Genomic DNA, 14843 nt, shown 5'->3' with positions numbered 1-14843 from the left:
AGGATTTAGTAAAATGCTATAATTTAAAATATCTTTTCTTCTTTTTTATAAGGAATAAAGTATGGCTACAGCACAGGAATTAGTTGTTGACGTATCGAGAATTAAAAAGGCCATCAATTCTGGGATTCCTCTCACCATTACCAGCTACACCCTCCCCCATGAAATTGAAGTATATATTGAAGAGGTCCTTGAAACATTTTTAAAAGAACTTGGACAAGCACAATTAAAAGACTACCTCTCCTATTGCTTACGGGAATTGGCAGTGAATGCAAAAAAAGCCAATACGAAACGGGTATATTTTATGGAACGGGGTTTGGACCTTAATAACCCTGAAGATTATAAACTTGGTATGACAAATTTTAAACAGGAAACCATGGAAAATATTGGTCATTACCTGCAACTTCAGAAAGAAAAGGGCTTATATATTAAGGTTATACTCCATGTAAAAAGCCAAATTATCAATTTGGAAGTTCGAAACAATGTAGCCATAACTAAAACAGAACTTATCCGTATTCACGACAAACTTGCCCGTTCGCGCCAATACAACTCTCTCGAAGAAGCCCTTACCCAAGTATTAGATGATTCAGAAGGAGCTGGTCTTGGCCTCGTCATCCTGGTGCTTATGCTGAAAAAGATTGGCCTTGATGAAGACTGCTTTGATATTGTCGCCAGTGATACCGAAACGATCGCCCGAATCTCTATACCCCTGGATCAAACTAGAGTGGAAAATCTATCGATACTATCTCAAGCAATTGTCGACCAGGTAACTTCTCTTCCTCAATTTCCCGATAATATTGTAATGATTCAAAAACTCATCAATGATCCTAAATCTGAAATGGCTGATATCGCACGACAGATTTCCATGGATCCTGCGATGACTGCGGATCTTTTAAAAATTGTCAATTCAGCCCAATTTATGCTATCTAAAAAGGTTGATAGTATTTCAGAAGCTGTGAAAATGGTTGGCATACGGGGTATTAAAAACCTTCTCTATTCCTATGGAACACAAAAAATATTAGGAGACGATACTACCGATAAACGTATTTTATGGGACCATTCATATAAAACAGCCTTTTACGCCTATAACCTCGCTAAAAACTTTAGAAAAGACCGTAATTTGCTTGATGATGTCTATGTGGGAGGAATCCTACATGATATGGGTAAAATCATTTTTGCCAACGTTCACCCAGATTTATTAAACAAAATTAAAGCCTTTTGTTCTGAGAAAGGAATTCCTGCTTCCACTTTTGAAGATTTATCAGCTGGATTAAATCATGCCGAAATCGGTGCTCTTATCGCAGAAAAGTGGAACTTTCCGGATAACCTCGTCAGTGCTATTCGGTTACACCATGATCCAAACGTTGCTCCAACCGAGTTTAAAGACCTCGTAGAAACGGTTTATCTGGCAAATATGCTTTGTGAATATGAAGGGGGAACCATAACCTTTGATCAAATCGATAAAAAACCCCTAACATCCTTTGGTATTACAAACGAAAACCAACTCGAAGCCCTTCTTGATAAATTTGCTGCTGGTTTTAAACGGGAAAATCAAAGAGTTCGAAGCTAACCCTTCTATCGCATCAACATAATTTAACCAAAAACAGGCCTAGTTTTTCAAGCATAGAAAGTGCATCCAATTTTGCATTGCTATACCAAAGGCCACCGCTACATTGAGTGACCCCTTTGCACCAATTGTAGGTATACTCACCCTGCCAAGAGATGCATCGGCTCTACTTAATGCTTCCGAAGAAATTCCCAGTTCTTCAGATCCAACAATCATTATAGCCTTTTCAGGAAAAACAAATCTATCTAAAGGTGTCCCACCAGTTTCAAGGGCAAATACCGGAAATTCCAAACTGTCTAACGATATTCGTTCCCAAGGTACAATACTGACACAGCCCATGGCACTTCGTTCAGCCCTTGGATGTAGCGGGTCCGCACAAAAAGGAGAAAGATACACTTTTTCTACACCAAAACATTCAGCGGTTCTAAAAATAGCACCCACATTAAAGGGAGAGCGTATATCTTCAAGAAACACCTGTACACCTGGCAGATATTGTTTTGATGTCCTACAAAGATTACCTTCTTCATCTATAAAATCCCAATCTGCAACCGTTTTACCAAACTGAGATAATAAAAAATGTCGTAGTCTGTTAATCGGTCCTCGTTCATCCTCTGTCTGTTGCAATTCATGAGTTTGTTGTAAAAGATATGCCCTCATCAATTCATCAAATTCATTATCTTCGCTTATAACTTGAGTCACACCAACAATATACGCTTTTGATAAGAACTCAGAGCTTAAAGGCTTTCCTACAAGTTGATATTCATATTGGGTGAGGATTTTTTCAATTTTACGTAAACGCTGATGTCGTGGTAATTTATTGAGTTTTTCGAGAGAAATCATGTAGTCCTAAAAAGCCTGTTTTAATATATCATAGGCTTCATCATTAGTTATAGGACGAGGTGAATAGGCAATGAAATCAAGATTACGGGCGGTTTCTGCTACTGGAACAAGTCTATCAAGAATTAAATTAAAATCCTTTAACCGTCCAGGAACTGATAAAACACCCATACGCCTTCGAACCCCATCTATTGCAAGATTTGCAGCTTCTGCCCGAGGAACTCCCTCCACAGGTTCTCTAAGCAATTCCGCTACCCGAGCCAATTTTTCTGGTCGTGATGGAACTAGTCGTTCCATAATATGGGGTAACAATACAGTAGAACACCAGGATTTTGCCACAGGAAAGCGGCCATTTAATGCATAGGCGAGGGCGGTACCTATACCAGGAGCACTTACAGCAGAACCCAAAGCTGTTAAGAACCCCGCATGAGAAGAACTTCCAATGAGGTCAAAGGTTCTGTTTTCAGCAAATGAATCCAAAATATGACCATAAGATGCAATAGCCTGCTCCAAGATAGCATCTGACAGAAAATTAGCTTTCGTAGAACAATAGGACTCGATCGCCACACAAAGGCCATCAAAGGCTACGGTAGCTGCAAATTTATCTGAAAGAAGCTCTGAAACACCACTATCGATAATTGCAGCCACGCAAAGACCAGCTGGAGTATGTACCACCTTAACAGATCTATCCCGCGGATCTACGGCAATAAATCTGTCTGAAAAAAGAAAAGGATCTCTCCCGCTGGTAGGAACAGCGATGTAGGGGAGACATTTCCAGACAGGCACAGAACCTTCAAGGAGATCGAAAAGATAGGCTCCCGCCTCCTTGAGCATAGAAGCAAGACGACCTATTGCTTGGGTTTTTATACCCCCAAGCCCAATAATTGCACCACAACGGCCTCCACGGGCAAGCTCAGCTACCATTTCTGCAATTTCAGCTGTTGCCTGAGGAGGAATTTCATCAAACACAATGGTTTCTACCTGAGAATCTTCGAGAACCTGTACAACCCGGTCAATAATTTTATTTTCGTATAATACCTGTTCAGTAACAAGTACAACCCTGCTAGCATACTCTGCACAGACACTTCCTAATCGATTTACCGTATCAGGACCAATAATGATTCTGGGATCGAGCTTAATAGAAATGTCTGGCATAGGTTATAAACCAAAAAGATCCATAATCTTTTCAGCTGTTTTGTTTATCACCGTATCATTTATATAGGCAGGATCATTAATTTTTCGTTTCAATTCTGCAATTTTATCAGTACGAACATCAGAGGCGGATGATACAAGTTCGATTGCCTGATACAAATCGCCCTTTTCTACAGCTTCATGGGACAGGGATACAGAATCAATATCAGTCTTCTTATGAAGAGCCTCTGACCTTCCTGTTTTCTTGCTGTTTTGAATAGGATCTATGGAACCAATTCTGTCTACAGTCATACTCACTTCCTGCCTTGCCGTCTATACATATATATCGGCACTTTTATTCTAATAGTTTATTCCTTTTCTTTCCAGATACATACACTGAAAATTCGCCTTTTTGGATATCTCTGGATTGTAATATTCCTAATAAATCTTCTGCAGAACCACGAAGATATTCTTCATGAATCTTTGTCATTTCACGACCAATACAAAGATATCGTTCCTTATCTAAATCGGCAAGATCCTGCAATAACTTGAGTATTCTGAAGGGAGATTCATATATCACAAAGGCTTCTTCCATATCGAGTAATTCCTTTAGTCTAGAACGTCTGCGACCTGGTTTAGGAGAAAGGAATCCCTCAAAAACAACAGTTTTATCAAAACCAGCCGATACACTTACGAGAGATGCAAATGCTGATGGTCCTGGTATCGGTATTGCCTCATGACCTGCCTGAATAACAGCCTGCACAAGAATTGCACCAGGATCACTTATGCCTGGTGTTCCCGCATCACTGACATAAGCTACCTTTAAACCTTCATCGAGTAGCTTAATCACCCTATCTGCAGCGATAGTTTCATTTTGGGACCTGCATGATATAAGACGAACGGAAATACCTAGATGATTTAAGAGCTTCAGGGTTTGCCGGGTATCCTCACAGGCAACTACATCAACCGTTTTCAGTATTTCTACAGCTCGGTAGGTAATATCACCTAAATTCCCAATCGGCGTTGCAATTACAAATAACGTTGACACCCTTTTAGTATACCCCTATTCCAGAGTATCGCCAAGATGATATAGAATAACCTTATAATAACAGTATGACCGATATAGTTCAGTTACTTTTTATTGTCATAATTGCAACCTTACTACTTTATTTTGGATATTCATTATTTATAGGCTTTTCCAGAAATACGCACCCCCATCATAATGCACCACCCCAAAAAGGCCGTCCAGGAGATCCTCGAACCTGTCCGGTTTGTTCTGCAAAACTCACCACTGGCCAACGAGTAAAATCATCTGCCTTTCCATCGATGAATGGTTCTGACCGACTCATGCATATCAATGGTTGTATCTATTGCCTTTCAGGAGAACGAAAGCGAATCTGTCCTGTCTGCGGTGCAAATCTATCTATACATGAGGTTCTTGTAGCACGTCTTTTTGATAAACCAGGAAGATCCCATGTCCACGTTTTAGGTTGCTCTCGTTGCAGACCTGCGGGTATTTCAAAATAAAAAGTTTTTTATTAAACATCTCCTTTAATATTCCGATATTCAAGTTGAGAGAGGATAGGTGATACATGCCCGTTGGGCCCCTGTATCTGCATATTCCTGTTTCAAAATCCTCAACCCTTCCTTTTCAGGCGGGTCGAGGGTTCTAGGCACGTTTCAGCTTCGTAGTACAACGGCAAGGATGCCGCGGCGCCACACCCGCCTCAAGCGGTTTGCGTCGAAAACGCCAAAGGAGTGAAGTCTATGATTATTAACCACAACCTGAGCGCAATGTATGCCGATCGGTCTCTCCGTGTTACTCAAACCAGTCTTGATAAGAGTATGGAGAAACTTTCTAGCGGTATGCGAATCAATCGCGCCGGTGATGATGCCTCCGGATTAGCCGTATCTGAAAAGATGCGGAGCCAGATTCGCGGTTTGAACCAAGCGTCCACCAACGCTTCAAATGGTATTTCCTTTATTCAAACCGCTGAAGGATATCTGCAAGAATCCCAAGACATCATTCAGCGACTCCGTGAACTAGCAGTTCAGGCTTCGAACGGTATTTATACCGCAGAAGACCGGATGCAGATTCAAGTCGAAGTATCCCAGTTGGTAGATGAAATCGACAGAATTGCCTCTCATGCTCAGTTCAACGGTATGAATATGCTGACCGGCCGGTTTGCCCGGGCAACCGGTGAAAACGTGGTTACCGCTTCTATGTGGTTCCATATTGGAGCCAATATGGATCAACGGGAACGCGTATATATTGGCACCATGACATCTAAGGGACTTGGAGTCCGTAATGCAGGTGACAATACTATTCTATCTCTAGCAGATCCTGATACTGCAAACCGTGCCATTGGAACCCTTGATGAAGCACTTAAAAAGGTCAACAAACAACGGGCTGATCTAGGTGCTTATCAAAACCGTCTGGAACATGCAATTCGTGGTATCGATATTGGTGCAGAAAATCTGCAGGCTGCAGAATCACGCATCCGCGACACCAATATGGCCAACGAAATAGTCAAACACACCAAAGACCAGATCTTGAGTCAGGCTGGTACGGCTATGCTCGCCCAGGCTAATCAGAAATCTCAGGGCGTATTACAGCTTCTCCAGTAGGTTTTTAACCTGTAAGGAAGGTAGGAGTTTTTCTGGGTTTTGCCCTGAAAAACTCCTTTTTTTATTAGCAATTAGAAGTGCATTTTGCAAACAGTAAGCTTTTTTCGAAATTACATAAATATTTTATCTGCCTTTGTAGCAAACCATTTATAAATAGCCTCTGTTCTATTAGAAAAGGAATCTTTTATTTTTCCTTCCACTCCAGGAACTGTACTTGAACGGGCAAAGGTAACTGCATATAAGAGCAATCCTTCATCAATATCAATTATACACACAAGAGACTTCAGATTTTCCTTTGCAACTAAGGGAAAGATACCATAGGATAATGTTGTTAGATTAGTTTGAATAAAAAGGATACTGTTATCAGAAGTTTTATAATCATATCGATATATATTACCACCAAAGGTTAAATCTTTTTGCCATGCAAACAAGCTTGTTTCCTTAGGAAGTACTAGATCCGTAGGATCTGGAAGAGGATTTTTAGTTTCAGGTTTATCGATCACAAAAGAATCTTCGTAAAAAGTGCGCATTTTTTTCCGGCTTGCAGAATAATATTCAATACCTTTTAAAGTGCTCAGAGCTCTTATTTCATTGAATAACTTAAGCTGTTCTATTTCAGTCCAAGATTTACCTATTTTTGATGATGCTTTTCGGTACAGATAAACATTTTCCACTATAATAGCAGGCTTTAACTGATCCTGAATCGCTGTTACGAACACCTTTACAAAATTATGTTCTGGAACGAGTTTTGGTTGAACAGTTCCTGTGGTCACATTAATAATTTTAGAATTAATTAATAATAGTGATAGATTTTCTCTAGAAACAATTTCAGAAAGACTTGTTGCATAAGATGAAAAAAGAAAATAAAAACTAAAAAATGAAATACATAATTGTTTTTTCATTAAAAACTCCTTTTCGCTTAGACTATTATTTTTTAAATCTAATCTTTTATTAAATAAAAATAAAGCCAGCTTTTTCATAACAAAGATAAAGCCGGCCTGGTTACAAATACAATATTACTATTTTAATCTTGATTAACGCCGACTACCCTTATAGTAAACACGGACTTGTTTATATAAACCTTCACCTTCACTTTTAGTCTCTACATCTGCAATATCATTTATTGTTGTATGAATTAGCCGACGTTCAAAGGGATTCATTGGTTCAAGAAGAATAGATCCTCGACTTTCGCGAACCTTGTCCGCTACAGTATACGCAAGCCGAACGAGAGATTCTTCTCGACGTATTCGATAGTTTTCCGCATCTAGGATAATTCTGGTGTCATCGTAACCAAGTTTGCTGGCAAAAATATTTGCTAAAAGCTGGAGAGCATCTAAGTTCTTTCCTTTTTTTCCAATCAGAATTGAAGAATGTTCTGAATCAATCTTCAACCCTATCTTTTTTTCTTCCCGGAATAATACACTCACCTTACCAGGATATCCCATTTTATCGATGAGTGTAGTTAAAAAGGAAACTAGTTCTGTCTCAAAATCATTCTTTGGCTCGGGATCTCCAAATACGGGTTTTGAAACACTCGACTCCCGGGTAATCGAAACAGGCTCGTCTGTATGAACCCTAATACGGACAAAGCCTTTTTTAAACAGAGTCGATCGTTGGGTTTCAAGGATTTCAACATCAAACTGATCCTTTTCTAACCCCAATTCTTCTGCCGCTTTATCGATCGCTTCTTTTTCAGTGCGGCCTTCAAATTCATATGTCATACGAATACTCCTCGTAAGAGAAAATGCCTATTTATTTTTTTTTCGCTTCGGCGCAATAACTGGTTCCGAAACAGCCCTCGTGGCCTTATGTTTGGCCAGATAACGGTTAATAATCATCTGCTGAACCAATGTAAGCATGTTTGACATAATCCAGTACACCAAAAGACCGGAGGGTACATCATACAGAATAAAGAAGAACATGATAGGCATAACATAGAGCATCATCTTCATCTGGGAATTATTCTGCTGATCCGGAGTTTGGGTAACCTTTCCATAAAGCAATTGAGAAACCAGATAAATAAAGGGCAAAAGACGGATATCACTCCAGTTAAGGAGTGGAATCTTATAGGGTGCAAAACTGAACACTGATTCAGGAAGTGATAGATCAGGTATCCATCCAGGTATAAACATGGCACCCCGTAAATCAAAATGATTATTAAAGAGGTTGTACATTGCAAAGAAAATAGGAATTTGAAGGAGCATCGGCAAACATCCGGCCATAGGATTATAGCCTTCTTTTTTATAAAGCTCTGCCATCTCCGTATTCATTTTTGTTGGATTATCTTTATATTTATCCTGAATTTCCTTGATTTTTGGGGCCAGTTCCTGCATACGGATTGTTGATTCAGATCCTTTTTTTGTGAGGGGGAACATGGCCAGTTTTACCAAGATCGTAAGCAGAATTATGGCAATACCATAATTAGGAATTATTTTATAAAAAATAATCATGAACCATTTAAGAACCGTTTCTACCGGTCCGAGAATACCGCTTGTATTGGCAACAGCAGTCATGTTCATATTACTGAGCTTAAAGGCATTCTTGTCACTTACGTCGTAAGCAGACAGGGCTTTCTGAGTTTTAGGACCAAGATAAAACCGAAGAACATCGGTTGTCCTTGAACCGTTCAAAGAAGGACGGATTATATAAAATCGGGAAGTATCCTGCAAACCAGGTACAGGTACCGATGAGAAGGCATAGGTATAATTGGTAGCATCAGGAACAGCGATAAAGGTAAAATATTTTCCTGCAATAGCTGCCCAAGATAGCCTTGAGTTGATGAGGGTCGGCGCTTTTTTATCAACCTTTTCAGTTTTTTGTTTACCATTGGTGTACGTGTAATAGTGTCGATATTCATAACGCTGATCTAATTTCTCAAACTTTGGGCCAATCTGAGGGCCAAATTCAAGGGTATAGGCTACGCCATTAAAATTAAGACTTGGTACCGAGTACCCCCCATCTAAGGTTATAGAGAGTTCAAACATGTAATCGTTTTGTTTAAAATCGTAACGCTTAACAAGGCGGAAAACTGCTGTTTCTCCAGAACTGGCCTCGGTACCATTTTTAGGAAGAATGTAATCCCGATAAAATTCAACAACCGTATCAGAAACACGATTGACAGCAAACAATTCGGTACGGGGTTTTGCATCAATTCCGCCAAAGGCTAGGGTAAAGGCATGAGATTCCTCGGATGCAGGGAGCACCATTTCAACATAGTCATCCTTATCCTTATGTTCCTTAAGCTTATAAGAAACAATATCTCCGCCTTTATTGGAAAGTACAGCCCGTACGACATTAGTCTCAATGGTAATCTTTTCTTCGGCAACAGGAAGCGCACTTTCCTCAGGAGCAATAACAAGGGTATCCGATGATATTTCAGATCCCTGAACAGTTGAAGTCTGCTCTGAAGTTTTTATTTGTTGCTGAACATCAACAGGTACAGCTTGTTCGGTTGTTATATTTTGAGGTTTGGGCGGCGGAGCAAAATAGCTCTGCAACATGAAACTTCCAGAGATAACTACAACAGAAAGCACTACAGCCAATAGGATGCGTTTTTCTTCGTCCATTAAAAATCCTCGATATATTAGGGTACCGGATCAAAACCGCCTGGGTGGAACGGATGACACCGGAGTATTCTCTTTATTCCCATCCAAGACCCTTTCAGGGGTCCATATTTTTGAATTGCCTCATAGGTATAATGTGAACAGGTCGGAGTATACCGACAAGAAGGAGGAAAGTGCGGAGAGATAGCCTTCTGGTAAAACCTGATGATTAGAAGCATCAGGTTTTGTATAATTGCTTTCACGTTTTATCCACAAACAAGTCGGCTTTTTGAAAAAGAGTTCTCAGCTGTTCCATCCGTTCATTGAAGGTATCCTTCCCAGGGTAAACCAGAAGAACCAAATCAAAACCGGAACAAAGCCGCGCTTTAAGTAAACGATACACTTCCCGGCTTAATCGCCGGGAACGATTTCGCTGAACCGCATTTCCATATTTCCGCGCAAAGGTAAAGGCTATTCTGTTCACCGGCAAGCCGTTCTGAAGCACAAAAAGCTTTGCACCATTACAGGAATATTTTCTCCCATCGGCAAAAGCTTTTCGTATTTCTTCCCTTCCCTTAAGTCGTTCCGCAGATCGAAACCGGAAAGACAGTTCAATACCTTTTTTAATAGGGTTTCTTTTCGTCGGAAACTGTCAGTTTAGCCCGACCCTTAGCCCGACGACGCTTTAATACCAGGCGGCCGCCACGGGTTTTCATCCGTGCGCGAAAACCAAACTTCCGGTTCCGCTTTACTTTACTGGGCTGATATGTACGTTTCATGGGAGAATCTCCTTGATCAATATAACGGCAACGCAGTATAGAACAAAGATATATTTTTCGTCAACCTATGTATGCCGTGACCTAATACTTTGTTCAAGACGCATAAGTGCTTCCCTGAATTGAGGATCCTGAATACGTTCATAGTTGGGTTTACTCAATTCTTGAGTCTGTAAAACAACTTCACTATTAAGTGAATTATCATTTACAGAGACTTTAGACATAGTATTTTCATCGACATTGTTCTGGGTAGATCCTCTCATTTTGCTCAACCGAAAACTTATACCATTAATTATCAGGTCAGGAAAGGAACGACGAACCCGGTTAAGGAGATCCTGTTCTTTCGATTGTAGAATCATAATCCAGCCGGGATGGTCAGCTTCTACAAAGAGAATGTTACGTTCCAGTTCCACAATACGGCTATGGGCTGAAATTTGGTCTCCCGCAATTTGTTGCCAAGATTTAAAAAGGGCAGAATAGGTTTGTCCTTTCTTACTTAGACGTTCATCAAAAAATGCAGAAAGAATATCCCCTGCTTTTCTCATAGACACAACGCTCCATCCGTTACATGATACACTAAAGTATCATCTTGTCGATACCGATTATAGGGTTCTTCCGGCAAAAAAGTAAAAAAAGCCTGTTCATGTTCAGGAAGTACCTTGAAAAAGTTTTTTCGTTTTTCAGGATCCAGTTCTAGTAACACATCATCTAAGAGCAGAACTGGGAGCCTATGAGATATTTCAGTAAAGAGTTTTGCCTGGGCTATACGAAGCAGGAGAGCTAAGAGTCGTCGCTGGCCTGTAGAGGCTTGTACTTCAAATTCCTTATCGTACCGGGTGAACTGGTACCGGTCACGATGAGGTCCAGATAAGCTCATTTTTAAAAGGAGTTCTTTCTCACGGATGTGTTTAAGATGTTCTAGAATTGCACTTTGATCACCCGTTGACCAGGATGGTTTATATCGAAGGATAACTTGGTCAATACCTGTAATAGATTCATAAAGTTTTGAGAAAACTTCAGAAAATTGATGAGAAACCTTGTTTCGTTTTTCAATGAGTGAAGTACCAAGTTGTACCAGCTGGATATCGAGTATATCGAGTGTTTCAAATCGACCTTCTTTCAAAACTGCATTTCGCATTTTCAGAATATGACGATACCTCTGCAAGTCTTCCAGATAGATAGAATCGTAAAGGCTTAAGGTTTGGTCAAAAAACCAACGTCGTCGTTCAGGAGTTCCAGAAACGAATTCCATATCTTCATGACAAAAAATAATAGTGGGACTGATAGAAAGGAGGTCCTTACGAGTTTGGATCGGTTTTTCATCAATCTGTAATAGCTTACGAGCACTAAGTAATTTGACTGAGACCTGATGATCTACTGTACCCGAAATCAAGGCTGATACTGCAGCTTCACGGCATCCTTCACGGATCAAATGGGAATCACGAACACCTCGGAAAGAAGCCCCATAGGCACAAACATAGAGTGCTTCTAGTAGATTTGTCTTTCCCTGTCCGTTTTCCCCGACAAAAAATATTGACTTACTGGGAAACGTAATCCTAGTATCAGTAAGATTACGAAAACAAACCGTTCTCAGGCTCGAAAAGGCCATGTACTATTCAAGCTGCATCGGCATCACGATATGGAAAAAATCCTTCTCAGGAACCGGTTTAATGGTAATAGCCCGATTAGGTTCGGTAAAGAAAATACTTACCGATTCTTCGTTCATTACTTTAAAGGGTTCCTCAATGTACCGATAATTCAAAGCAATAGAAACTTCATCCCCAGCATATTGGCAGGGAATATCTTCTTTGGCTGCACCAATTTCACTTTCCTCAGAAACGACCGAAAGCATACCAGGATTTACTACCAAATATACCCGGCGAGACTTCTGCTCAACCAGAATGGAAACCCGTTTTAATGCATCGAGCATCTCCTGGCGGTTTATTGTAAAGGAATGGCTCTGGCTTTCCGGAATAACCCGGCGGTAGTTGGGAAACTGTCCTTCAATAAGAACCGATGAAAGATGATATGAACCAAAAGTAATAAAAATATTTTTTTCCGTTACCTGTATTGTAACCATTCCCTCATCACCAGCACGTTTTAATACCAAATTTAGAATTTTAGGCGGAATAATAACTCCGGCAAAATCCGGTACCGGATTGCTGATGGGTTTTTTAGTAAAAGCGAGACGTCGTCCATCGGTAGCAACCATCACAAGATCATTTTCTTGTTTTTCAAAGAACACCCCGTTCATAAAATAACGGGTTTCATCATCAGAAACAGCAAAAACAGTTTGAGTTATCATTGCTTTGAATTCTTTAATAGAAACATCGAAGGCTTGAACTGCCCCAGGAGAAGGAAATTCGGGAAATTTATCTGCGGCTATGCTTTTTAATTGGAACTTAATTTTTTTAAAACTTGGCTTAATAATTATTTTATTTTCAGTTTGTTCAAACTCAATTTCACCCTCAGGAATAGAGTTCAAAATACCTAAAAATTTATCACAAAACACCGTTGTAGAACCTTCTTCTACCACAGTAACAGGAAGGCGAGTTTCAAAATTGACTTTTATATCCGTAGCTTTTACTAACAGGGTGTTATTGTGAGCTTCCAAATATACATTCGAAAGGATTGAAATAGCATTTTTGCTGGAGATAATTTCCTGGGCTATTCCGATTTCTCTTGCGAGAATGGTACGATCACAAATAAATTTCATACTCCCTATCTCCTTCTTAATATATAATTATTAGTAGTAGTAATAGTAGAGACACTTCTTAAGTGGATATCTATATTATGTCTTTATAAAACAATAAAATAGGATATCCACATTCACTGGAAAAGTCTTTCATGCTTTTCCACATTCCCACAACTACTCTTATTATCCACTATACATCCACACAATAATAACATGTTTTCAGTTCTTTGTTCTATAATCTTTTATTTGACGAATCAGGTTTTGTATAATTGGTTCAAGGGTTGGATCTGATCGGATTCGTTCTTCAATCTTTTGGCATGCATGCATAACCGTTGTATGATCCCGACCGCCGAATTCAAGACCTAGTTCGGTTGTAGAATATTCGGTAATTTCCCGAGCAATATACATGGCAATTTGTCGGGGAAGAACAATATTCTGAGTTCGTTTTTTTCCTTTTAAATCATTGTAAGAAAGAGAAAAATATTCTGCTACGACTCGTTGAATGGCTTCTATAGACATATTGGCCTGTTTGGGTGAAGCAAACACATCTTTGAGGTGTTGTTGAGCCACTTCTATTGTTATTGGTTTCTGAACAAGCTCGGTATATGCAATGAGCTTTGTTAATGCTGCTTCGAGATCACGAACATTAGAGCTAATATTTTTACTTACCAGCTCAAGTACTTCATGAGGTATTGTGATATTTCGTGCGTCAGCTTTTTTCTTGAGAATTGCCAGCCGTGTTTCATAATCTGGTGGCTGAAGATCAACCGTAAGGCCTCGTTCAAAACGAGATTTAAGCCTGTCAGACAGATGTTTTAATTCTGAGACCGGCCTATCACAGGTAAACACCATCTGTTTATTAGCATCATAAAGGGCATTAAAGGTATGAAAAAGCTCTTCCTGAGTTTCAATTTTGTTTTGGAGAAAATGAATATCGTCTACAAGAAGTACATCGACAAAGCGGTATTTATTTTTAAAGGCAGCAGTTTTATTTGCCTGTAGTGCTTGAACAAATTCATTGGTAAAGGTTTCTGCAGTAATATAGATAATTTTTGCATTGGAATGTTCATGTATGTAGTTTCCGATGGCCTGCATGAGGTGTGTTTTGCCAAGACCGACACCGCCATAGACAAGGAAAGGATTGTAGGCTGTGCCGGGATTTTTTGAAATTGCTAAGGCTGCATTGGCTGCGAAACTGTTATTATCGCCAATGACATAGTTAGAAAAGGTATAGTCCCGGCGGAGCAGGGGATGAGGATCTTTTTGTTGTATAGATGTATTTAAGGTATTCTGATTCAAAGATTTACTTGTTGTATCCTTTGCTGATATGGAAGGTCTTTGAGAAGTTTGAGAGGAGAATGTTGTTTCCTGATCTATAACCTTTTTTGAGACTACCTCGTACTGGAGTGTAATAGGCTGACCTGAAAGTTCATGTAGTTTTTCTTCGATAAGATTGTGATAGCGAATTTTAAATTGGTCTCGATAAAAGGAAGAGGGTACTCCAATAATAATTGTATTTTCTTCTGAGCGAAGATAATGAATGTTAAACCATAAAGAAAATTCAACTTCTTCCAATTCCTGCTGAAGCTGGTTTAAAGTTTCTTTCCAAAATATTTCATAATCCCAAATAGCCATAACCCGTCCTCAAATAATCTTCAAGTTTTTCACAA

General features: G+C 39.6%; 17 protein-coding genes. 3 read left to right on the top strand and 14 right to left on the bottom strand.

Features of this window, described 5'->3' with window-relative positions; translation table 11 throughout:
* Positions 1–61 precede the first annotated feature (61 nt).
* Positions 62–1567, top strand: coding sequence for an HDOD domain-containing protein (locus tag SPICA_RS00075; RefSeq protein WP_013967501.1), 1506 nt, complete (start codon positions 62–64; stop codon positions 1565–1567).
* 39 nt (positions 1568–1606) lie between these two features.
* On the opposite strand, the gene SPICA_RS00070 is transcribed toward SPICA_RS00075, so the two are convergent.
* From SPICA_RS00070 to rsmI, 4 genes are read right to left on the bottom strand one after another with little or no spacing between them, the layout of a single operon-like run.
* A complete protein-coding gene (locus SPICA_RS00070) occupies positions 1607–2404 on the bottom strand; it encodes a TrmH family RNA methyltransferase (protein WP_013967500.1) in 798 nt (265 codons plus the stop codon).
* Positions 2405–2410: 6 nt separating this feature from the next.
* Positions 2411–3556, bottom strand: coding sequence for an iron-containing alcohol dehydrogenase (locus tag SPICA_RS00065; protein WP_013967499.1), 1146 nt, complete (start codon positions 3554–3556; stop codon positions 2411–2413).
* A 3-nt stretch (positions 3557–3559) separates the two neighbouring features.
* Positions 3560–3844, bottom strand: coding sequence for a flagellar biosynthesis anti-sigma factor FlgM (locus tag SPICA_RS00060; RefSeq protein ID WP_013967498.1), 285 nt, complete (start codon positions 3842–3844; stop codon positions 3560–3562).
* Between the two features lie 43 nt (positions 3845–3887).
* Complete coding sequence (gene rsmI, locus SPICA_RS00055; protein ID WP_013967497.1) at positions 3888–4580, bottom strand: 16S rRNA (cytidine(1402)-2'-O)-methyltransferase; 693 nt, start codon at positions 4578–4580, stop codon at positions 3888–3890.
* 65 nt (positions 4581–4645) lie between these two features.
* Here rsmI and SPICA_RS15140 point away from each other — a divergent pair, with 65 nt between their 5' ends.
* Together SPICA_RS15140 and SPICA_RS00050 are read left to right on the top strand one after the other, a co-directional pair.
* Positions 4646–5059 (top strand): hypothetical protein, encoded by a 414-nt coding sequence (locus SPICA_RS15140; RefSeq protein WP_013967496.1) that lies wholly within the window; start codon positions 4646–4648, stop codon positions 5057–5059.
* Between the two features lie 240 nt (positions 5060–5299).
* Positions 5300–6160: a flagellin N-terminal helical domain-containing protein gene (locus tag SPICA_RS00050; RefSeq protein WP_013967495.1), complete on the top strand. Its 861-nt coding sequence runs from the start codon at positions 5300–5302 to the stop codon at positions 6158–6160.
* A gap of 110 nt (positions 6161–6270) precedes the next feature.
* Here SPICA_RS00050 and SPICA_RS00045 read toward each other — a convergent pair whose 3' ends face one another.
* The 10 genes from SPICA_RS00045 to dnaA all read right to left on the bottom strand — a co-directional run bounded on the left by SPICA_RS00045 (position 6271) and on the right by dnaA (position 14808).
* Positions 6271–7140 (bottom strand): DUF6675 family protein, encoded by an 870-nt coding sequence (locus SPICA_RS00045; RefSeq protein ID WP_156789595.1) that lies wholly within the window; start codon positions 7138–7140, stop codon positions 6271–6273.
* A 54-nt stretch (positions 7141–7194) separates the two neighbouring features.
* Complete coding sequence (jag, locus tag SPICA_RS00040) at positions 7195–7881, bottom strand: RNA-binding cell elongation regulator Jag/EloR (protein ID WP_013967493.1); 687 nt, start codon at positions 7879–7881, stop codon at positions 7195–7197.
* 27 nt (positions 7882–7908) lie between these two features.
* Positions 7909–9726, bottom strand: coding sequence for a membrane protein insertase YidC (gene yidC, locus SPICA_RS00035; RefSeq protein WP_013967492.1), 1818 nt, complete (start codon positions 9724–9726; stop codon positions 7909–7911).
* Between the two features lie 17 nt (positions 9727–9743).
* Positions 9744–9941: a membrane protein insertion efficiency factor YidD gene (yidD, locus tag SPICA_RS15135; RefSeq protein WP_417935149.1), complete on the bottom strand. Its 198-nt coding sequence runs from the start codon at positions 9939–9941 to the stop codon at positions 9744–9746.
* A 20-nt stretch (positions 9942–9961) separates the two neighbouring features.
* The gene (gene rnpA / locus SPICA_RS00030; protein ID WP_041396092.1) at positions 9962–10312 is read right to left on the bottom strand and encodes a ribonuclease P protein component; all 351 of its coding nucleotides are present in this window, start codon (positions 10310–10312) and stop codon (positions 9962–9964) included.
* 13 nt (positions 10313–10325) lie between these two features.
* A complete protein-coding gene (gene rpmH / locus SPICA_RS00025; protein WP_013967490.1) occupies positions 10326–10481 on the bottom strand; it encodes a 50S ribosomal protein L34 in 156 nt (51 codons plus the stop codon).
* Positions 10482–10546: 65 nt separating this feature from the next.
* A complete protein-coding gene (locus tag SPICA_RS00020; protein ID WP_013967489.1) occupies positions 10547–11023 on the bottom strand; it encodes a DciA family protein in 477 nt (158 codons plus the stop codon).
* Complete coding sequence (recF, locus tag SPICA_RS00015) at positions 11020–12087, bottom strand: DNA replication/repair protein RecF (RefSeq protein ID WP_013967488.1); 1068 nt, start codon at positions 12085–12087, stop codon at positions 11020–11022. Before recF ends, SPICA_RS00020 begins: the two co-directional genes overlap by 4 nt.
* A gap of 3 nt (positions 12088–12090) precedes the next feature.
* On the bottom strand, positions 12091–13194 hold the full coding sequence (gene dnaN / locus SPICA_RS00010; RefSeq protein ID WP_013967487.1) for a DNA polymerase III subunit beta: 1104 nt from the start codon (positions 13192–13194) through the stop codon (positions 12091–12093).
* Between the two features lie 198 nt (positions 13195–13392).
* Positions 13393–14808 (bottom strand): chromosomal replication initiator protein DnaA, encoded by a 1416-nt coding sequence (gene dnaA / locus SPICA_RS00005; RefSeq protein WP_013967486.1) that lies wholly within the window; start codon positions 14806–14808, stop codon positions 13393–13395.
* Between the last annotated feature and the right edge of the window lie 35 nt (positions 14809–14843).

Source organism: Gracilinema caldarium DSM 7334 (assembly GCF_000219725.1).
GTDB lineage: Bacteria > Spirochaetota > Spirochaetia > Treponematales > Breznakiellaceae > Gracilinema > Gracilinema caldarium.
Note: the sequence above shows the minus strand (reverse complement) of the source record. Positions and strands in the feature narration are given on the sequence as shown.